General features: G+C 60.1%; 20 protein-coding genes. 7 read left to right on the top strand and 13 right to left on the bottom strand.

Annotated features, from left to right (window positions below):
• Positions 1 to 183 precede the first annotated feature (183 nt).
• Positions 184 to 2,322 (top strand): methyl-accepting chemotaxis protein, encoded by a 2,139-nt coding sequence (locus tag K0H48_RS05840; RefSeq protein ID WP_219266773.1) that lies wholly within the window; start codon positions 184 to 186, stop codon positions 2,320 to 2,322.
• Positions 2,323 to 2,438: 116 nt separating this feature from the next.
• Here the strand turns inward: K0H48_RS05840 and K0H48_RS05845 are convergent, their stop codons facing one another.
• From K0H48_RS05845 to K0H48_RS05855, 3 genes are read right to left on the bottom strand one after another with little or no spacing between them, the layout of a single operon-like run.
• Positions 2,439 to 3,059, bottom strand: a complete 621-nt coding sequence (locus tag K0H48_RS05845; protein ID WP_219266774.1) for an SOS response-associated peptidase — start codon at positions 3,057 to 3,059, stop codon at positions 2,439 to 2,441.
• A gap of 37 nt (positions 3,060 to 3,096) precedes the next feature.
• On the bottom strand, positions 3,097 to 3,357 hold the full coding sequence (locus K0H48_RS05850; protein WP_017138212.1) for a DUF2007 domain-containing protein: 261 nt from the start codon (positions 3,355 to 3,357) through the stop codon (positions 3,097 to 3,099).
• Positions 3,358 to 3,369: 12 nt separating this feature from the next.
• Positions 3,370 to 3,552 carry a CPXCG motif-containing cysteine-rich protein gene (locus K0H48_RS05855; RefSeq protein WP_219266775.1) on the bottom strand — a complete coding sequence of 61 codons (183 nt, stop codon included), beginning with the start codon at positions 3,550 to 3,552 and terminating at the stop codon, positions 3,370 to 3,372.
• A gap of 131 nt (positions 3,553 to 3,683) precedes the next feature.
• Between K0H48_RS05855 and K0H48_RS05860 the strand changes: the two genes are divergently transcribed.
• Entirely contained in the window at positions 3,684 to 4,847 is a 1,164-nt protein-coding gene (locus K0H48_RS05860) for a 1-acyl-sn-glycerol-3-phosphate acyltransferase (RefSeq protein ID WP_178112701.1), read from the top strand.
• 122 nt (positions 4,848 to 4,969) lie between these two features.
• Here K0H48_RS05860 and K0H48_RS05865 read toward each other — a convergent pair whose 3' ends face one another.
• Positions 4,970 to 5,227, bottom strand: coding sequence for a hypothetical protein (locus K0H48_RS05865; protein WP_219266776.1), 258 nt, complete (start codon positions 5,225 to 5,227; stop codon positions 4,970 to 4,972).
• A 183-nt stretch (positions 5,228 to 5,410) separates the two neighbouring features.
• Between K0H48_RS05865 and K0H48_RS05870 the strand changes: the two genes are divergently transcribed.
• Entirely contained in the window at positions 5,411 to 5,620 is a 210-nt protein-coding gene (locus tag K0H48_RS05870; RefSeq protein WP_017138216.1) for a hypothetical protein, read from the top strand.
• A gap of 102 nt (positions 5,621 to 5,722) precedes the next feature.
• Here the strand turns inward: K0H48_RS05870 and K0H48_RS05875 are convergent, their stop codons facing one another.
• Positions 5,723 to 6,307 (bottom strand): YajG family lipoprotein, encoded by a 585-nt coding sequence (locus K0H48_RS05875; protein WP_138816815.1) that lies wholly within the window; start codon positions 6,305 to 6,307, stop codon positions 5,723 to 5,725.
• 182 nt (positions 6,308 to 6,489) lie between these two features.
• Between K0H48_RS05875 and K0H48_RS05880 the strand changes: the two genes are divergently transcribed.
• Together K0H48_RS05880 and mqo are read left to right on the top strand one after the other, a co-directional pair.
• Positions 6,490 to 6,723, top strand: a complete 234-nt coding sequence (locus K0H48_RS05880; RefSeq protein ID WP_219266777.1) for a hypothetical protein — start codon at positions 6,490 to 6,492, stop codon at positions 6,721 to 6,723.
• Positions 6,724 to 7,445: 722 nt separating this feature from the next.
• Positions 7,446 to 8,954 (top strand): malate dehydrogenase (quinone), encoded by a 1,509-nt coding sequence (gene mqo, locus K0H48_RS05885; protein WP_219266778.1) that lies wholly within the window; start codon positions 7,446 to 7,448, stop codon positions 8,952 to 8,954.
• A gap of 92 nt (positions 8,955 to 9,046) precedes the next feature.
• Here the strand turns inward: mqo and K0H48_RS05890 are convergent, their stop codons facing one another.
• The 4 genes from K0H48_RS05890 to K0H48_RS05905 form a co-directional block, all read right to left on the bottom strand.
• Positions 9,047 to 9,334: a PA4642 family protein gene (locus K0H48_RS05890; protein WP_219266779.1), complete on the bottom strand. Its 288-nt coding sequence runs from the start codon at positions 9,332 to 9,334 to the stop codon at positions 9,047 to 9,049.
• 190 nt (positions 9,335 to 9,524) lie between these two features.
• Positions 9,525 to 10,010 carry a hypothetical protein gene (locus K0H48_RS05895; RefSeq protein WP_219266780.1) on the bottom strand — a complete coding sequence of 162 codons (486 nt, stop codon included), beginning with the start codon at positions 10,008 to 10,010 and terminating at the stop codon, positions 9,525 to 9,527.
• A gap of 35 nt (positions 10,011 to 10,045) precedes the next feature.
• Positions 10,046 to 10,513, bottom strand: coding sequence for a WbuC family cupin fold metalloprotein (locus K0H48_RS05900; protein WP_219266781.1), 468 nt, complete (start codon positions 10,511 to 10,513; stop codon positions 10,046 to 10,048).
• 3 nt (positions 10,514 to 10,516) lie between these two features.
• Positions 10,517 to 11,074 carry a hypoxanthine-guanine phosphoribosyltransferase gene (locus K0H48_RS05905; RefSeq protein ID WP_003216150.1) on the bottom strand — a complete coding sequence of 186 codons (558 nt, stop codon included), beginning with the start codon at positions 11,072 to 11,074 and terminating at the stop codon, positions 10,517 to 10,519.
• Between the two features lie 164 nt (positions 11,075 to 11,238).
• Between K0H48_RS05905 and upp the strand changes: the two genes are divergently transcribed.
• Both upp and K0H48_RS05915 read left to right on the top strand, forming a co-directional pair.
• Positions 11,239 to 11,877 carry a uracil phosphoribosyltransferase gene (gene upp, locus K0H48_RS05910; RefSeq protein ID WP_017138223.1) on the top strand — a complete coding sequence of 213 codons (639 nt, stop codon included), beginning with the start codon at positions 11,239 to 11,241 and terminating at the stop codon, positions 11,875 to 11,877.
• Between the two features lie 2 nt (positions 11,878 to 11,879).
• On the top strand, positions 11,880 to 13,154 hold the full coding sequence (locus K0H48_RS05915) for a uracil-xanthine permease family protein (protein WP_138816822.1): 1,275 nt from the start codon (positions 11,880 to 11,882) through the stop codon (positions 13,152 to 13,154).
• A 128-nt stretch (positions 13,155 to 13,282) separates the two neighbouring features.
• On the opposite strand, the gene hisC is transcribed toward K0H48_RS05915, so the two are convergent.
• From hisC to murA, 4 genes are all read right to left on the bottom strand, one after another.
• Complete coding sequence (gene hisC, locus K0H48_RS05920; RefSeq protein ID WP_219266782.1) at positions 13,283 to 14,335, bottom strand: histidinol-phosphate transaminase; 1,053 nt, start codon at positions 14,333 to 14,335, stop codon at positions 13,283 to 13,285.
• Between the two features lie 3 nt (positions 14,336 to 14,338).
• Entirely contained in the window at positions 14,339 to 15,658 is a 1,320-nt protein-coding gene (gene hisD / locus K0H48_RS05925; protein WP_219266783.1) for a histidinol dehydrogenase, read from the bottom strand.
• 127 nt (positions 15,659 to 15,785) lie between these two features.
• Positions 15,786 to 16,421: an ATP phosphoribosyltransferase gene (gene hisG / locus K0H48_RS05930; protein WP_003188599.1), complete on the bottom strand. Its 636-nt coding sequence runs from the start codon at positions 16,419 to 16,421 to the stop codon at positions 15,786 to 15,788.
• A gap of 143 nt (positions 16,422 to 16,564) precedes the next feature.
• Positions 16,565 to 17,830 (bottom strand): UDP-N-acetylglucosamine 1-carboxyvinyltransferase, encoded by a 1,266-nt coding sequence (murA, locus tag K0H48_RS05935; protein WP_017138227.1) that lies wholly within the window; start codon positions 17,828 to 17,830, stop codon positions 16,565 to 16,567.
• Positions 17,831 to 17,843: the final 13 nt, after the last annotated feature.

The following is a 17,843-nucleotide window of genomic DNA, read 5'->3' on the forward strand; positions in this document are numbered from 1 at the left end:
TGTATCAACGCCAGATACACACGACGTGTAACCGCTAACTTTCAGATACATCCCACACACTCACAGCGGCGGCGAACAGTCCGTTTGCGACATCTCGTACTATTTTGCCCGCCAAGCCTTAAGCCTCCAGAGCCCATGGCCGATACAAAAAGGCAGCCCACCTGCCCTGCGCCTGGAGCCTCCATGAAATTCAAGTCGATTCAGTTTTCTGTTGCCGCACTGACCGGGGCCATCGTGCTGAGTGTGGTCGCAGTGCTGGTGCTTTATGCAGTGTTTGCCGGTGCGCGCACCCAAGAGCTGGTGCAGGAGCGCACTCAGGCGCAATTTGAGCAGATCATCGAGCAGCGCCTCACCGCGTTGGCGCAAACCCAGGCCACCTTGATTCAGCGCGAACTGGAAGCGCCACTGGTAACCGCCAAAGGCCTGGCCACCGCCAATGCCCTGCTGGCGATGAAAGATACCAAGGGCGAACCAGCGTTGCAGGTCGGCCGTGAGCAGTTGATCAACCTGCTGCATGAAACCGTGGTGCGCAACCCGAAAATTCTCGGTGCCTACATTGGCTGGGAACCCAATGCCATCGACCATAACGACGCTGCCTACGTAAATACCCCCATTGTAGGCATGGCCGCCGACGGCCGCTTTCTGCCGTGGTGGTACCGCAACGCCGATGGCAGCCTGGGCCTGGACAAACTCGCCGACGTCAACGACCAGAACATCCTGTCCACCGGCGTGCGCGCCAGTGAGTACTACCTGTGCTCCAAAGAGAGCAAGAAGCCCTGCGCCATCGACCCGGCGCCTTATAAAGTCGGGAATGCCATGGTGATGCTCGCCTCGTTTATCGAACCGATCATGGTCGACGGCACGTTCCAGGGCATCGTCGGCGCCGACCTGTCGGTGAACTTCATCCAGGACATGCTCACCCGCGCCGACCAGAACCTGTACAACGGCGCTGGCGAACTGGCGCTGATTTCCAGTAACGGTCGCCTGGTGGCCTACACCAAAGACGCCAGCAAGCTCGGCGAAAAAGCCAGCGACCTGCTCGACAGCAACGAACTGGCCAACCTGAGCCAATTGAAAGTCGGCGAAGTGCGCTACGACATCGACAAGGAGCACGGACATATCGAGCTGTTCCTGCCCTTCAACATCGGCCAGGCCGAAGCGCGCTGGACCTTGATGCTGCAACTGCCGCTGAGTGCGGTAATGGCCGACTCGCAAAAGCTGCAAAGCGACCTGCAAGCCCAGCGCAAGACCGACACCTTCGGCATGGCCATGGTTGGCCTGTTGATCGCCGGTATCGGTTTGCTGGTGATCTGGCTGGTGGGCCATGGCATTGCCCGCCCGCTCAAGCAAATGGTGGCGATGCTCAACGATATCGCCCAGGGCGAAGGCGACCTTACCCGCCGCCTCACCAGTGATCGCGCCGATGAGCTGGGCGCGATTGCCAACGGCTTTAATACCTTCCTGATCAAGTTGCAGGGCATGATCACTCAGGTGGTGAGTTCGGTGCAGAAGGTCAGCGACTCGTCGGAACACACCGCCGATATCGCGATTCGCACCAATCAGGGCGTGCATAAACAAATGGTCGAGATCGACCAGGTGGCCACCGCCGTGCACGAAATGACCGCCACTGCGCAAGACGTGGCACGCAATGCCACCCAGGCCGCGCAAGCCGCCAGCCATGCCGACCAGGCCGCGAGCCAGGGCATGCGCATTGTGCGCGACACCTCCACTTCCATCGGCGCGCTGGCCGAAGAAATAGGCAAGGCCGTCGGCGTGGTGCAAACCCTGGCCAAGGACAGCGAGAACATCAACGCGATCCTCACGGCGATTCGCGGGATTGCCGAACAGACCAACCTGCTGGCACTCAACGCCGCCATTGAGGCGGCCCGTGCCGGCGAACAAGGGCGTGGTTTTGCGGTGGTGGCCGATGAGGTGCGCAACCTTGCGCAGAAAACCCAGAAGGCCACCGAAGAAATTCAGACCATGATCCAGCAGCTGCAACAAGGCACGCGGGATGTGGTGCGAGTAATGGAGGACAGCCAGCACCGCACCGACGAAAGCGTGCAACATGCGGCGAAGGCGGCCGAAGCGCTGGAGACGATTACCCAGGCGGTGTCGGTGATCAACGACATGAACACGCAGATCGCTAGTGCGGCCGAGGAGCAGAGCGCGGTGGCCGAGGACATCAATCGCAATGTGATCAATATTGGCCAGGTGGCGAATGAGGTGGCGGGTGGTGCGGATGAGTCCAGCGCGGCGAGTGCGGATCTGACCAAGTTGGCGGAGCAGCAGCGGCGGTTGATTAATCAGTTCAAGGTTTAAGATTTTCGGTGGTTTTAAGGCCGCTATCGCAGGCAAGCCAGCTCCCACATTTGAATGTATTCACACATTCAAATGTGGGAGCTGGCTTGCCTGCGATGGGGACCGCGAATCCAACCTCAACCTGGGGTCAGACACTCCGGCCCATTCAACTTCGGATCATTGACCATATTGGCCAGCACCCGCTCGCGCAACGCGGCGGGCTCGCTGGCCAATAAACCCTGCAACACATGCAACGGCGTCTCGGGGTTCAACCATGCCTCCTGCCCCGCCGCATCCAGAATCAACGGCCGCCGCTGACTCTGCGCAGCCTGGGTCACCACCGCGGTACTCAGCCACACCTGCTCCTGCACCGGATACGCCTCCCAGATCGCCGCAAAAAACAGCGTCGAGCCTTCACCCGGCGTCAGCCAGTAAGGGCGCTTGCGCTGGGTGCCACGCCATTCGTAAAACCCGTTGGCTGGCAGCAGGCAACGGCGCTGGCGCAAGGCTTCGCGAAACATCGGTTGTTCGGCCAGGGTCTCGGCGCGCGCATGGGCAGGCGTGCACGAAAGGTCGGTGAGCCACGGTGGCGTAAGGCCCCAGCGCGCACGTGCCAGGGTGCGCTGGCCTTCGCTCAGGCGCTGGATCAGCACCGAATCATTCGGGGAAATATTCCACTGGGCCTGCTGGTCGGCCGGGAAGCCCGGCAAGGCAGCAAAGGAAGGGTTCCAGCGAAACAGGGCATAACGTCCACACATGGGGCAACACGACTCTTGGGGTAAACCGACCGACAGCCTAACAGACCAACACGTCGGGGAAGCTGTCGGGTTCATCGCCGGGCATGGGTTGCGCGCCGTTATAGGCCGTTATCAATTCACGGGCGTAGGCCGCCTGGTCGTTGTCCACTTCCAGGCCCAACAGGCCGAAGATCGGCAATTCGCCGGTGCCACCGAGCAAATGGCGCCCCACCAGGTGCGCCTCGATGCCTTCGCTGGCAAGCATCTGTTGCAGCAGCTCGCCTTCCATCAGGTTTTCCGGTTCGTAGATTCGCTGCATGGGGTGTACCTGTTACTCGTTTTCGCTGCGCACGGTCAGCATCCATTCATCGCCGTGCACTTGCAGGTCGAAAATAATCGGCCGGCAACAGACCGGACAGTCCTCTATATATTCTTGATCACCGCCGGAAAGGTCCAGAACCGCCTCAGCCGGTTCACCACAATAAGGACAATCGTACGACTCGGTTTCCAGCATCGCGGTCTCCCAGGTGACTTGTGCGTATAATCGCCGGTCTATTTACAGGGCTATTCACGGCAGCGCCAATATTGCGGCCGCACCCTGATATTTCCTTTACTTACCCTAGCCGTTTCTAACAAGAGAGCATGATGGGCGAATTCGATACCATCCGACCTTACAACGACAGCGAAGTCCCGGCCGTGCTGGCGCGTCTGTTCAGTGACAAGGCCTTTCTGGACATCCTGACCCACTTCCGCTTCCCGCGCTTTGCCGGCGCCCTGGGCTGGCTGCTCAAGCCAATGATCGCCCGCAAACTGCGCCGTGAATTTGCCGGCGTCACCACCGTGGCCACGCTGCAGGACAAAGTCGAGTATTACGTCGATCACACCATTGATCGCGCGACCGACGGCGTGACCTATACCGGCGTCGAGCAGCTCAAGTCCGGCACCGCCTATCTGTTTCTGGCCAACCACCGCGACATCGTGATGGACCCGGCCTTCGTCAACTATGCCGTGTACCACGCCGGCCTGCCGACGCCACGCATCGCCATCGGCGACAACCTGCTGCAAAAGCCGTTTGTCAGCGACCTGATGCGCCTGAACAAGAGCTTCATCGTGCACCGCTCGATCACCGGGCGAAAGGAGAAGATGGCGGCGTACAACCTGCTGTCGGCCTATATCAACCATTCGATCCGCAACGACTGCCAGTCGATCTGGATCGCCCAGGCCGAAGGCCGGGCCAAAGATGGCGATGATCGCACCGAATCGGCGATCCTCAAGATGTTCCACGTCAGCCGCAAGGACGAGCCGTTTGCCGAGGTGATCCAGTCGCTGAACCTGACGCCGGTGTCGATCAGCTATGAATACGACCCGTGCGACAGTGCCAAGGCCCGCGAGCTGTATATCCGCGCGACCACCGGCACCTACACCAAGGCACCGGGCGAAGACGATGTGAGTATTGCGCTGGGCATTACCGGCTACAAGGGCCGCGTGCACGTGAACTTTGCCCCGCCGATTACCGAGCGTTTTGAAGACACCAAGCTGCTGGCCGTGGAAATGGACCGGCAGATTCTCGGCGGTTATCGCCTGTTCCCGGTGCATTACCTGGCGTATGCGCAGTGGAGCGACGCCGACCCGCAATTGCAGGTGCCGGCGGCAGCCGAGGTGTTCCCCGCCGATGAGTTGGCCAAGGCCAAGGCGGAGTGGGAGCGGCGTTTGAACGAGTGCCCGGTGGAGCACCGGCCGTACCTGGTGACGCAGTATGCGACGCCGGTGAGGAATCAATACCGGGTCAAGGCCGGGATTCCCCTGTAAACACCGAAGTAAAAAATGTGGGAGCGGGCTTGCTCGCGAAAGCGGTGGTTCAGTCAAAGATGTATCGACTGGCACCCTGCATTCGCGAGCAAGCCCGCTCCCACATTTGTTTTGCGGTGATTTTAGAGGTGGGTGCTGAGCCATGAGACGGACAGCGCCAGAGCCAGGCAGGCAAACCCGACGCGGTAAGCCAGGCGATGCGACCGTTCGGTACGCACATCCAGAAACAACATTGGTTGGTCGATTGCGCGATCTTCGCTTTGGGCGGTGAGGTCGGCCAGCGCTCGCTGCTCGCGCAGGCGGGTAATGAACAGCAGCGCTGCACCCGGGCAGGCCACCAATAAAGCCACAGCATTGATCAGCAGTGCGGACAGCGCCATCGCAAACCTCGGTAGACGAGTGTCTTGGTATCAATTCAGATACAAACCTGAATGATATTGGCCTCCTGCCGCTGAAACGTTCCGTCCCCCATGTACGGTTAATGTATCCAGTAATTTACAGCGTCACCTGAACGTCACCTTAACAAGCCACTCTGTTGCCCTTCGAACGCTTGGGAGCTTGTCATGCTGCACGCACAAAACCAGGATCGGCTGTACCTGATCGCCCAGAACGATGAGCAGGAAGCGCTGGTCGGCGGCCTTGCGTTCAACGTTCAGGACCGTCACTGGCTGGTGTATTGCGCCCTCGGCGGGCACCAGCATGCCGACCTGCCGGAGCTGGACCTGCTCACTGGCGTGAGTGTGCTGGACTTTTATGTCGAAACGGCTGCATGAAGGCTACAGGCATAAAAAAACCGGGCTCATTGCTGAGCCCGGTGATCGTTCCCACGCTCTACGTGGTAACGGCGATCGGGGCGCTCCGCGCCCGCCCGAAGGTTACTGTGCGCTGAGAAGCGAACCGATGCTCGGGTCTTTGAACAAGCGCGTCAGGGCATCGCTCAACACGTCGCTGACCAGCTTGGTGTTGGTTTCCTGGTTCGGCGACATGCCGAAGCGCTGGTTCAGGGACGCGCCGTAGCGCCCACTGTAGCGGCGTGTGCCGGCGCTGACGTCGGACTTGAAGGTTGCGCCGATGGAGGCTTCCGTCACATACAGGCCTTCTTTGGGCGACTGGTACTTCAGCTCAGCCAGGGTGATGGTCAACTGCGGCGCGCCCGGCGAGTTGGCCGGGGTGAAGCCCAGCAAACGCACGGCGGCTTCAGCCTGGGCTTGCAGCTTGGGCAGCACGTCCTGACCTTGTACCGAAATCAGCGCAGTCTCAGGGTACAAGCCACCACGGGAGCCCAGGGTGGGCGAAGGACGACCATCTACCACGCGCACCGACACCGGCTGGCCATGGCCGACAGGCGCCAGTTGCGCCGTGACTTTAGGTTGCGGGCTGAGTTGTTGCGGGCTGTTGGCGCAGCCAACCAGGGTAAGACTGGTCACAGTGATCAAACCAAACAACAGGCGTTGCAACATACTCATTTCTCCAGGACTAGGTGCAAACAGGCCGCCAGTATAACGGCGCACGCGGGCCTCTCACCAGCCATCCTGAACGTCAGCTGAAGGCTTGCTCAAATTACAATTTCGCATAATTTCGTCACTCCACTGTCATGGCACACTGGCAACCTTCAAGCATGTAACGTAACAGGTACAAAGCCATGCGCCTTCTTAAATCATTGTTCATGTCCCAGCCCCGCCATCGCCACTACGCACGGCTTGATGCCAATGGCCATTGCGTGGCGTTCAAGCAGTGCAGCCTGCCACCCGTGGGCGACGGCTGGGTGGAAGTCTCGGAGCCCCACCTGGGCTGGATGCACCGCCCACTGCCAATGAGTGCCCGAATCAGCCCGCAGGTTGTGCACACGCACTCGCGGCATGCACTGGCTTCCTGAACGCCCTAATAAAAGTCACAAAACACGCCCATTTCCCTGACGTTCTTCGCTACAATCTCCCCCCGATTATAAGGACGTCTCCTGATCGGGCCTCGCAGCATCGTTAATGCCTCGGTATTAACCCCCCAATCGCCCACAGAGAGCCGCCCACACAGATCGAGTGAAGCTGGCGCGCTTGCTGTTTTCTTTGCAAACCACCTCTCTTTACCGAATCTGCCAGAGCTGCCATTGCGCTCGGCCACTTGAGTTGTTTGCCCGTTTTGCCGCGTGTCGGCAGAGGTTTACGGGCCAGGTGCCAGGCTGGGGCAGCCCTTTTTTGAGGTTCACGTCTTCAAAAGAGCGTGAAAAAACGGGTTTTCACAACTTCACAAGAGTGTGGCGAGCAAATGAATAGTTTGGCGTTTGTACAAGCACCATCAGCGTCTGGAACAGCCCAACCACACAGGACCGAGTACTCCTCAAACACCGGAGCTTGAGCCTGTCCGCTACGGATTGATTGCACGAATCACACGCTTTGACCATAAGTCGAATTGCCTCAGGCGCCCATGAATGCGTTCATAGGCAGATTAGCCCGGCAGGAAGCGTGTGCTGAAGTTGCAAAGAATTGCGAAACGGACATGGCGATCCTGGCCATGGGTAACCTGGGGCAACACGTGAACCGCCCCGTCACTCCTGGCAGCCATGCCGTCAATTTGGTGCTGCAGATTTTGGAGACGCGTTAAATGGCGCATAACGAAGCAGTCGACGTAGTACTGGTAGGGGCCGGCATCATGAGTGCCACCCTGGCCGTATTGCTCAAAGAGCTCGACCCCGGCCTCAAGCTGGAAGTCGTTGAGCTGATGGATTCGGGTGCCGCGGAGAGTTCCAACCCGTGGAACAACGCCGGCACCGGCCACGCCGGGCTGTGCGAGCTGAACTACACACCGCAGGCCGCCGATGGTTCCATCGACATCAAGAAAGCCGTGCACATCAACACCCAATTCGAGGTGTCGAAGCAGTTCTGGGCGTACCTGACCAAAAAGGGCACCTTTGGCTCGTCCAAGTCCTTTATCAGCCCGGTGCCGCACCTGAGCTTCGTGCAGGGCGACAAAGGCGTGTCCTTCCTCAAGAAACGCTTTGAAACCCTCAGCCAGCACCATGCGTTCTCGGACATGCATTACACCGAAGACCGCAATGAGATGGCCGAGTGGATGCCGCTGATGATGCCGGGCCGCCCGCTCGACGAAAAAATCGCCGCCACCCGCGTGATGAACGGCACCGACGTCAACTTCGGCGCCCTGACCAACCAACTGCTGTCGCACCTGACCAGCGCACCGGATGCCCAGGTCAAGTACAGCAAGCGCGTTACCGGCCTCAAGCGCAACGGCGTGGGCTGGACCGTGAGCATCAAGGACGTCAACAGCGGCAACAGCCGTGATGTGGACGCCAAGTTCGTGTTCCTCGGTGCCGGTGGCGCGGCCCTGCCGCTGCTGCAAGCCTCGGGCATTGAAGAAAGCAAAGGCTTCGGCGGTTTCCCGGTCAGTGGCCAGTGGCTGCGTTGCGACAACCCGGAAGTGGTCAAGCACCACCAGGCCAAGGTCTACAGCCAGGCCGCCGTGGGCTCGCCGCCGATGTCGGTGCCGCACCTGGACACCCGCGTGGTCGATGGCAAAAAATCCCTGTTGTTCGGGCCGTACGCCGGTTTTACCACTAAGTTCCTCAAGCACGGCTCGTTCCTCGACCTGCCGCTGTCGGTTCGCGCCGGCAATATCGGCCCGATGCTGGCGGTCGCGCGCGACAACATGGACCTGACCAAGTACCTGGTCAGCGAAGTGATGCAGTCCATGGAGCAGCGCCTGGAATCCCTGCGCCGCTTCTATCCTGAAGCCAAAGCCGAAGACTGGCGCCTGGAAGTGGCCGGCCAACGGGTGCAGATCATCAAGAAAGACCCGAAAAAAGGCGGCGTGCTGCAATTTGGCACCGAGCTGGTCGCGGCTAAAGACGGCTCGCTGGCAGCCCTGCTGGGCGCGTCCCCAGGTGCTTCGGTGACGGTTTCGATCATGCTGGAACTGATCGAGCGCTGCTTCCCGGCCAAGGCTGCCGGTGAGTGGGCGGCCAAGCTGCACGAGATCTTCCCGGCCCGGGAAAAAGTGCTGGAGACGGATGCCGAGCTGTATCGCAAGATCAATGCGCAGAACAACATCAGCCTGGAGCTGGTTGAGCAAAGCAACGAGGCTGAGAGCTTCGCTTGAGGTCTTGACGCGCAGCGTCAGTGGAGGCATTCCCACGCGGAGCGTGGGAACGATCAAACGCCCCGAGGGGCGTTTTTTTGTGGCCGGGATAATCAGCCGCGAGCGTTTTTGATCAGCTCGATGTACTCAGGTGCGTTGCGCTGGTCCTTGATCAGCTCGACGAAGGTCTGGCCATGCTCGTCCTTGCCGTCCAGGTCCAGGCCTGCTTCCTTGAAAAAGCCCAGGAAGCGCTCGAAATCGTCGATACGCAGGCCACGGTAGGCCTTGATCAGCTTGTGCAGGGACGGTGAAGTGGCGTCAATTGGCTCAAAATCCAGGAACAACTTGATCTGGTCGTCGCCGATCTCGTCACCAATCACCTGTTTCTTATCTTTACGCATTACCGACTCCAGCCTGCAGACATTTACACGGGAGAGGAAGTCTACCTGCCAGACACCACCTTCGAAAACAACCAAACACGCATGTGGGAGCTGGCTTGCCTGCGATGGCGGTGCATCAGTGACAGTTGGGCCAACTGACCCACCGCTATCGCAGGCAAGCCAGCTCCCACCTTGAATGCATTCGGCTCAATTACTTTGCGCGTACGGCACCGGTATGCAGATCCGCCCAGATATGCCCGTTGGCATAACTGAGGAACTGTACATACACCGTGTCATTGCGCAGCAGGTCGACAATCACGCGATACTGGGCAACCGGATAGGACAGGGTCAGGGTTTTGCTGGCGTCATCGAACACTGGCTTTTTCAGGCTTTTGCTTTCGGCGTCGAAATTGAGCACCACCTGAGCGATGGTCGCGCCTTTGTTCAAGGATTTGCCCTTGAGGCGGATCATCAACGGCGAGGTCACCGGGATCGGTTGTTGCGTTGACTGCCGCTGATTACCCACCACCACCGCATATTCGGTGATTTGCAGCAGTTGCTGCTGGTCGGGCGTCTCGGCGCGCAGGGTCTGGTCATCGGGTGGCAGGAACTGGCTGTGCATCGGCGCGGGCGCGGCAACCAGTGGCAAACTGAGGGTCAACGCCAGGGCGGCGCAGGTGCGTGTCAACAGGCTCATGGGCCGCTCCGTAGCAGATGGCCGAGCACTGTAGCTCAATCGAACTGGGCGAGCATCCAGCGCTGATACTCGGCCACACCGGCCTCGCCTTCGCGGGGCGCCCAGTCGGGTGACTCGCCCTCGCCTATCGGGCGATACGGCCCGGCCTTGCATTCAAACATCACGCTGTCGGGTTCCAGCACCACCAGGCCATGAAACACGCCTGGCGGCAGATCGACGCCTGCGCACTCGCCGCCCGCCTGCAGAATGCGTTTGGCAATCACCTCGCCGGTGTCGTTGAACACCAGCAAGCCGAGGCTGCCCTTGAGCACCAGCAGGGTTTCCGCCTTGTCGGCACTCAGGTGCCGATGCGGCGGCACATAGGTGTCGGGTTGCAGGCCGACGGCCAGGCGATGGCAGGGTTCTTCCATCTGATGGAAGTTGTGATGGTGCCGGCCGCGAGGGCTGGCGGCCGCTTTCTCGGCCAATTGCGCGAAGAGCGTCTGATCAAGAAAGCGCGCCATGGTTTACATCCCTTTAACCGCGTAGATGCCATTGGCGTTACGCCAGTAGCCTTTGTAGTCCATGCCGTAGCCGAAAATGTAACGGTCGATGCACGGCAGGCCGACGTAATCGGCTTTGAGGTCCGGGCGGGCTTTGCGATCGTGGTCTTTGTCGATCAGCACAGCGGTGTGTACTTTGCGCGCGCCGGCGTGTTTGCAGAAGTCGATGATCGCGCCCAGGGTGTGACCTTCATCGAGGATGTCGTCGATGATCAGCACGTCGCGGTCGATGAACGACACTTCCGGTTTGGCTTTCCAGAACAGGTCGCCGCCGCTGGTCTCGTTGCGATAACGGGTGGCGTGCAGGTAGGAGGCTTCCAGCGGGAATTGCAAATGAGTCAGCAATTTGCCGGCGAAAATCAGGCCGCCGTTCATCACGCAGAAGACCACCGGGTTGGTGTCGGCCATTTCGCGGCTGATGTGTGCGCCGACCTTGGCGATCGCTTCTTCGACTTGCGCTTCGGTGTACAGGCAGTCAGCCTCGCGCATGATTTGACGGATATGCTCGAGATCAGCGGACATGGCGCTCTCCAAGGGGGTGCTGTGGCAAGAAAAGCGGGCAAAGGTACGCATGTGAGGCGCAACGATCAAGCCTTAATGGACTAACGTACTAGATGTCTATAGGACAACACCCTCGGATAGATTAATCTAGGCCGGTTTTTTTGCCCGCCGCCGGAGCCTTTCCCATGCCCACTCGCGAGATCCGCCACCCGCTGATCCGACACAAACTCGGCCTTATGCGCCGTGCCGACATTAGCACGAAGAATTTCCGTGAGCTTGCTCAGGAAGTCGGAGCGCTGCTGACTTATGAAGCGACCAAGGATTTGCCGCTGGAAACCTACGAGATCCCCGGTTGGGCCGGTCCCGTACAAGTTGAGAAAATCGCCGGTAAGAAAATCACCGTAGTGCCTATCCTGCGCGCCGGTATCGGCATGCTCGAAGGCGTGCTCAGCCTGATCCCGGGCGCCAAAGTCAGCGCCGTGGGCGTGGCCCGCAATGAAGAAACCTTGCAGGCCCACACCTACCTGGAAAAACTCGTCCCGGAAATCAACGAGCGCCTGGCAATGATCATCGACCCGATGCTCGCCACCGGCAGTTCCATGGTTGCCACCATCGACCTGCTGAAAAAAGCCGGCTGCAAGGACATCCGCGCCATGGTGCTGGTGGCTGCCCCCGAAGGTATCGCCGCTGTCGAAAAGGCGCACCCGGACGTGCAGATCTACACCGCCTCCATTGACGAGCGCTTGAACGAACATGGCTACATCATCCCAGGCCTGGGCGATGCCGGTGACAAGATCTTCGGCACCAAGCAGAAGGACGCGTAAGCATGCAGGATGATTTCAACGACCCGCTTTGGCGCCAGATCCTGTCTGGCGCACAGATGCTTTTTGTAGCATTTGGCGCGCTGGTGTTGATGCCGCTGATCACAGGTCTTGATCCAAACGTCGCACTGTTCACCGCAGGCCTGGGCACGTTGCTGTTCCAGGTGGTGACAGGGCGACAGGTGCCGGTATTCCTGGCATCGAGCTTTGCGTTTATCACCCCGATCATTCTCGCCAAGGGCCAGTTCGGCCTCGCGGCGACCATGGGCGGGGTGATGGCGGCCGGTTTCGTTTATACCTTTTTGGGCCTGGCCGTGAAGGTCAAAGGCACTGGGTTCATCGACCGCCTGCTGCCGCCGGTGGTGATTGGCCCGGTGATCATCTCGATTGGCCTGGCCATGGCGCCGATTGCCGCCAACATGGCGATGGGCAAAGCCGGGGATGGCAGTGAGCTGATCCACTACCAGACAGCAATGCTGATTTCGATGCCGGCGCTGCTGACCACCCTGATCGTCGCGGTATTCGGCAAAGGCATTTTCCGCCTGGTGCCGATTATCTCCGGCGTGCTGGTGGGTTTTGCCATGTCGTTCTACTTTGGCGTGGTCGACACGGCGAAGATCGCCGCCGCGCCGTGGTTCGCCCTGCCCCACTTCACTGCGCCGGAGTTCAACTGGCAGGCCATCCTGTTTATCGTCCCGGTGGCCCTGGCCCCGGCGATCGAGCATATCGGCGGTGTGATTGCGGTAGGCAGTGTGACCGGTCGCGACTACCTGAAGAAGCCTGGCCTGCACCGCACCCTGCTGGGTGACGGGATTGCCACCACCGCTGCCGGTATGTTCGGCGGCCCGCCAAACACCACTTACGCCGAAGTGACTGGCGCCGTGATGCTGACCAAGAACTACAACCCGAAAATCATGACCTGGGCGGCAGTGTTTGCCATCAGCTTGGCGTTTATCGGCAAGTTCGGCGCGTTGCTGCAAAGCATCCCGGTACCGGTGATGGGCGGGATTCTGTGCCTGCTGTTCGGCTCGATTGCGGCGGTGGGCATGAACACGCTGATCCGCCACAAGATCGACCTGGGCGAAGCGCGCAATCTGGTGATTGTGTCGGTGACCCTGGTGTTCGGCATTGGCGGTGTACTGGTCGGCACCGGCACTGGCCCGGATGACTTCGGCCTCAAGGGCATCGCCCTGTGTGCGGTGGTAGCGATTGGTTTGAACCTGCTGCTGCCGGGCAATGACGGCTGGAAGAACAAGAAGCCGGATGAACCGTTGATCTGATTAGCACCGCAAAACCCAATGTGGGAGCGGGCTTGCTCGCGAATGCGGAGTGTCAGTCGATAAACATGTGACTGATACACCGCATTCGCGAGCAAGCCCGCTCCCACATTTTTTATCTTCAGTGTGGCTTAGAGCTCACCGAGGCCATCAATCAGCGCCTGGTTCTGCTCCGGCGTACCGATGCTGATCCGCAGGAACTGGGCAATCCGCTCCTGCTTGAAGTGCCGCACAATCACCCCTTGCTCACGCAGCTTGGCTGCCAGGCCCGCAGCGTCGTGGCGTGGGTGGCGGGCAAAGATGAAGTTGGCCGCTGACGGCAACACTTCAAACCCCTTGCCCTCCAGTTGCGCGACCACCTTGTTGCGGCTGTCGATCACCAATTGGCAGGTCTTCTCGAAGTACTCACGGTCGTCGAACGCCGCCGCCGCCCCGACAATCGCCAGGCGATCCAGCGGGTAGGAATTGAAGCTGTTCTTGACCCGCTCCAGCGCCTCGATCAGGTCCGGGTGGCCCACGGCCAGGCCCACACGCAAACCGGCCAGTGAGCGCGATTTGGACAGGGTCTGGGTCACCAGCAGGTTCGGGTAACGATCCACCAGGCTGATGGCGGTTTCGCCGCCGAAGTCGATATAGGCCTCATCCACCACCACCACTGAATCCGGGCTGGCCTTGAGGATCTGTTCCACTGCATCCAGCGCCAGCACGCAGCCGGTCGGCGCGTTCGGGTTGGGGAAGATGATCCCGCCGTTGGGCTTGGCGTAGTCGGCCACGCGGATCTGGAATTGCTCGTCCAGCGGCACCGGATCAGATTTGATCCCATAGAGGCCGCAGTACACCGGGTAGAAGCTGTAGCTGATGTCCGGGAACAGCAGCGGCAAGTCGTGCTGGAACAAACCGTGAAAGATGTGCGCCAGCACTTCGTCGGAGCCGTTGCCGAGGAACACTTTGCCGGCGTCAACGCCGTAATACTTGGCCACGGCCTGCTTGAGCAGATCGCTGTTGGGGTCCGGGTACAAACGCAGGTTGTCGTTCAACTCGGCCTGCATCGCCGCCAGCGCCTTGGGCGATGGGCCGTAGGGGTTTTCATTGGTGTTGAGCTTGACCAGTTTGGTCAGCTTCGGTTGTTCACCGGGCACGTAAGGCACGAGGTCCTTGACGAAGGGGCTCCAGAATTTGCTCATGCCTCATTTCCCCTGTTCAAGGATGCGATATTCGGCGCTGCGTGCATGGGCACTCAGCGATTCACCACGGGCCAGCACCGAGGCAGTCTTGCCCAGTTGAGAGGCGCCTTGTGGCGAGCAGAAGATAATCGACGAACGCTTCTGGAAGTCATACACCCCCAGCGGCGACGAGAAACGCGCGGTGCCGGACGTCGGCAACACGTGGTTGGGGCCGGCGCAGTAGTCGCCCAGGGCTTCGCTGGTGTGGCGGCCCATGAAGATCGCACCGGCGTGGCGGATCGATGGCAGCCAGGCTTGTGGGTCAGCTACGGACAACTCCAAGTGCTCCGGCGCAATGCGGTTGGCCACTTCGATGGCTTGCTCCATGTCGCGCACCAGAATCAATGCACCACGGCCATTGATCGACTTCTCGATGATCTCGGCGCGGTCCATGGTCGGAAGCAGCTTGTCGATGCTGGCGGCGACCTTGTCGAGGAACTCGGCGTCGGGGCTGACCAGAATCGCTTGGGCGTCTTCGTCGTGTTCGGCCTGGGAAAACAGGTCCATGGCGATCCAGTCCGGGTCGGTCTGGCCATCGCATACCACGAGGATTTCCGATGGGCCGGCGATCATGTCGATACCGACCTGGCCAAACACGTGGCGCTTGGCGGTGGCGACATAGATGTTGCCAGGGCCAACCACCTTGTCGACCTTCGGCACGCTTTCGGTGCCATAGGCCAGGGCCGCAACGGCTTGCGCACCACCGATGGTGAACACGCGGTCGACTCCGGCGATGCAGGCAGCGGCCAGTACCAGCTCGTTGATTTCACCACGCGGGGTCGGCACGACCATGACCACTTCGGTCACGCCTGCCACTTTGGCTGGGATGGCGTTCATCAGCACCGATGACGGATACGAAGCTTTACCGCCCGGCACGTACAGGCCGGCGCGATCCAGCGGCGTGACCTTTTGGCCCAGCACGGTGCCATCGGCTTCGGTGTAGCTCCAGGAATCCTGTTTCTGTTTTTCGTGGTAGCTGCGCACCCGCGCCGCCGCCACTTCCAGGGCTTCACGCTGGGGTGCAGTGATGCGTGTCAGCGCCAGTTCCAGGCGTTCGCGGGGCAGGATCAGGTCGGCCATGGACTTCACGTCCAGACCATCGAACTGACGGGTGAAATCCACCAGCGCCGCATCACCGCGCTCGCGCACGGCCTTGATGATGTCGAGCACTCGCTGGTTGACCGAGTCGTCGGACACGCTTTCCCAGCTCAGCAGATGATCCAGATGATGGGCGAAATCCGGGTCGGCAGCGTTGAGTCGGGCAATTGCAGTGGACGTGGTCATAGCGAGGGCCTCAATAGAATTGGCAAAAACTCAGGCGCCCTAAACTAGCAGTCATTTCCGCTTGGGCACCTGAGAATTCTGGCTATGAGGCGGATAGACGGGCGCGACCTAAGGCCGCGCGGGTGAGTCAACCGCGGTGTCGAGACTCCACTGCCTTGCGCAGGGTGTCGATCAACGCCTGGATACGGGCGTGCTGCATCTTCATCGATGCTTTGTTGACGATCAGGCGGGAACTGATGTCGGCAATGAAATCCTGAGGTTCGAGGCCGTTGGCACGCAGGGTGTTGCCGGTGTCGACCACGTCGATGATTTTGTCGGCCAGGCCGATCAGCGGCGCCAGCTCCATCGAGCCGTAGAGCTTGATGATGTCGACCTGACGGCCTTGCTCAGCGTAATAGCGTTTGGCGACGTTGACGAACTTGGTGGCCACGCGCAGGCGGCCTTTAGGCTCGACGTCACCGACACGGCCGGCGGTCATCAGCTTGCACAGGGCAATACGCAGGTCCAAGGGCTCGTACAGGCCCTGGCCACCGTATTCCATCAGCACGTCTTTACCGGCAACACCGAGGTCGGCAGCGCCATGTTCAACGTAGGTTGGCACGTCGGTAGCCCGCACGATCAACAGGCGCACATCGTCCTGGGTCGTGGGGATGATCAGCTTGCGGCTCTTGTCCGGATTCTCGGTTGGCACGATGCCCGCTTCAGCCAGAAGCGGCAAAGTGTCGTCAAGGATGCGGCCCTTGGACAGTGCGATGGTCAACATGGGAAACGTCAGTCCTTCATCAGGCTATTGCTGTCCGGTCGCAAGCGGCGCCAGACACAGATCGAGGCCATTACAGCCTCGATTTGAAACAAATTCAGCTAACAGCAAACACAGCCCAGTGGCGGTGTTTGCTGCTTCAGGAACTAGCCCGGTACGCGGCGGATTTTAGCGCCGAGCATCTGCAGCTTTTCTTCGATGCACTCGTAACCACGGTCGATGTGGTAGATGCGGTCGATCAGGGTATCGCCGTCGGCGCACAGCGCCGAAATCACCAGGCTGGCCGAAGCACGCAGGTCGGTTGCCATGACTGGCGCGCCCTTGAGCTTGTCGATGCCGGTAACGATGGCAGTGTTGCCTTCGACCTGGATCTTGGCGCCCATGCGGTGCAGTTCATACACGTGCATGAAGCGGTTTTCGAAGATGGTCTCGATCACGGCGCCTGTGCCTTCTGCAATCGCGTTCAAGGAAATGAACTGCGCCTGCATGTCGGTCGGGAACGCCGGGTACGGAGCCGTGCGCACGTTGACGGCTTTTGGCCGCTTGCCGTGCATGTTCAGCTCGATCCAGTCCTCACCGGTAGTGATTTCAGCACCGGCTTCCTTGAGTTTTTCCAGCACGGCTTCCAGGATGGTCGGATCGGTGTCCTTGACCTTGACGCGGCCACCGGTAACGGCGGCGGCAACCAGATAGGTGCCGGTCTCGATGCGGTCCGGCATCACTTTGTAGGTGGCCGAGTGCAGACGCTTCACACCGTCGATAGTGATGGTGTCAGTGCCGGCGCCGGTGATGTTGGCACCCATGGCGATCAGGAAGTTGGCCAGGTCGACCACTTCAGGCTCGCGCGCAGCGTTTTGCAGCACGCTGCGACCGTTCGCCAGGGCGGCAGCCATCATGATGTTCTCGGTACCGGTAACGCTGACGGTATCAAAGAAGAAGTTGGCACCGCGCAAACCGCCTTCCGGCGCCTTGGCCTTGATGTAGCCGCCTTCGACATCGATGACCGCGCCCATGGCTTCAAGGCCACGGATGTGCAGGTCGACAGGCCGCGAGCCAATGGCGCAACCGCCAGGCAGTGCTACTTCAGCTTCGCCGAAACGGGCAACCATCGGGCCCAGCACCAGGATCGAGGCACGCATGGTTTTCACCAGTTCGTACGGAGCGATCAGGGTCTTGATGGTGCGCGGGTCGATTTCGACAGACAACTTCTCGTCGATCACCGGCTCAATGCCCATGCGACCGAACAACTCGATCATGGTGGTGATGTCGTGCAGGTGCGGCAAGTTGGCCACGGTTACCGGGCCATCACACAGCAGGGTCGCTGCCAGGATCGGCAAGGCGGAGTTTTTTGCACCGGAAATGCGGATCTCGCCATCAAGGCGGGCACCACCGGTAATAATCAATTTATCCATAAGAATCTCGACG

Origin of the sequence: Pseudomonas sp. Xaverov 259 (assembly GCF_019352915.1) — a bacterium.
Lineage (GTDB): Bacteria > Pseudomonadota > Gammaproteobacteria > Pseudomonadales > Pseudomonadaceae > Aquipseudomonas.

Excerpts from the sequence above, each read along its gene's own strand:
- K0H48_RS05840 (WP_219266773.1), top strand. The coding sequence starts at position 184 with ATGAAATTCAAGTCGATTCAGTTTTCTGTTGCCGCACTGACCGGGGCC.
- K0H48_RS05845 (WP_219266774.1), bottom strand. The coding sequence starts at position 3,059 with ATGTGTGGACGTTATGCCCTGTTTCGCTGGAACCCTTCCTTTGCTGCC.
- K0H48_RS05850 (WP_017138212.1), bottom strand. The coding sequence starts at position 3,357 with ATGCAGCGAATCTACGAACCGGAAAACCTGATGGAAGGCGAGCTGCTG.
- K0H48_RS05855 (WP_219266775.1), bottom strand. The coding sequence starts at position 3,552 with ATGCTGGAAACCGAGTCGTACGATTGTCCTTATTGTGGTGAACCGGCT.
- K0H48_RS05860 (WP_178112701.1), top strand. The coding sequence starts at position 3,684 with ATGGGCGAATTCGATACCATCCGACCTTACAACGACAGCGAAGTCCCG.
- K0H48_RS05865 (WP_219266776.1), bottom strand. The coding sequence starts at position 5,227 with ATGGCGCTGTCCGCACTGCTGATCAATGCTGTGGCTTTATTGGTGGCC.
- K0H48_RS05870 (WP_017138216.1), top strand. The coding sequence starts at position 5,411 with ATGCTGCACGCACAAAACCAGGATCGGCTGTACCTGATCGCCCAGAAC.
- K0H48_RS05875 (WP_138816815.1), bottom strand. The coding sequence starts at position 6,307 with ATGTTGCAACGCCTGTTGTTTGGTTTGATCACTGTGACCAGTCTTACC.
- K0H48_RS05880 (WP_219266777.1), top strand. The coding sequence starts at position 6,490 with ATGCGCCTTCTTAAATCATTGTTCATGTCCCAGCCCCGCCATCGCCAC.
- mqo (WP_219266778.1), top strand. The coding sequence starts at position 7,446 with ATGGCGCATAACGAAGCAGTCGACGTAGTACTGGTAGGGGCCGGCATC.
- K0H48_RS05890 (WP_219266779.1), bottom strand. The coding sequence starts at position 9,334 with ATGCGTAAAGATAAGAAACAGGTGATTGGTGACGAGATCGGCGACGAC.
- K0H48_RS05895 (WP_219266780.1), bottom strand. The coding sequence starts at position 10,010 with ATGAGCCTGTTGACACGCACCTGCGCCGCCCTGGCGTTGACCCTCAGT.
- K0H48_RS05900 (WP_219266781.1), bottom strand. The coding sequence starts at position 10,513 with ATGGCGCGCTTTCTTGATCAGACGCTCTTCGCGCAATTGGCCGAGAAA.
- K0H48_RS05905 (WP_003216150.1), bottom strand. The coding sequence starts at position 11,074 with ATGTCCGCTGATCTCGAGCATATCCGTCAAATCATGCGCGAGGCTGAC.
- upp (WP_017138223.1), top strand. The coding sequence starts at position 11,239 with ATGCCCACTCGCGAGATCCGCCACCCGCTGATCCGACACAAACTCGGC.
- K0H48_RS05915 (WP_138816822.1), top strand. The coding sequence starts at position 11,880 with ATGCAGGATGATTTCAACGACCCGCTTTGGCGCCAGATCCTGTCTGGC.
- hisC (WP_219266782.1), bottom strand. The coding sequence starts at position 14,335 with ATGAGCAAATTCTGGAGCCCCTTCGTCAAGGACCTCGTGCCTTACGTG.
- hisD (WP_219266783.1), bottom strand. The coding sequence starts at position 15,658 with ATGACCACGTCCACTGCAATTGCCCGACTCAACGCTGCCGACCCGGAT.
- hisG (WP_003188599.1), bottom strand. The coding sequence starts at position 16,421 with ATGTTGACCATCGCACTGTCCAAGGGCCGCATCCTTGACGACACTTTG.
- murA (WP_017138227.1), bottom strand. The coding sequence starts at position 17,830 with ATGGATAAATTGATTATTACCGGTGGTGCCCGCCTTGATGGCGAGATC.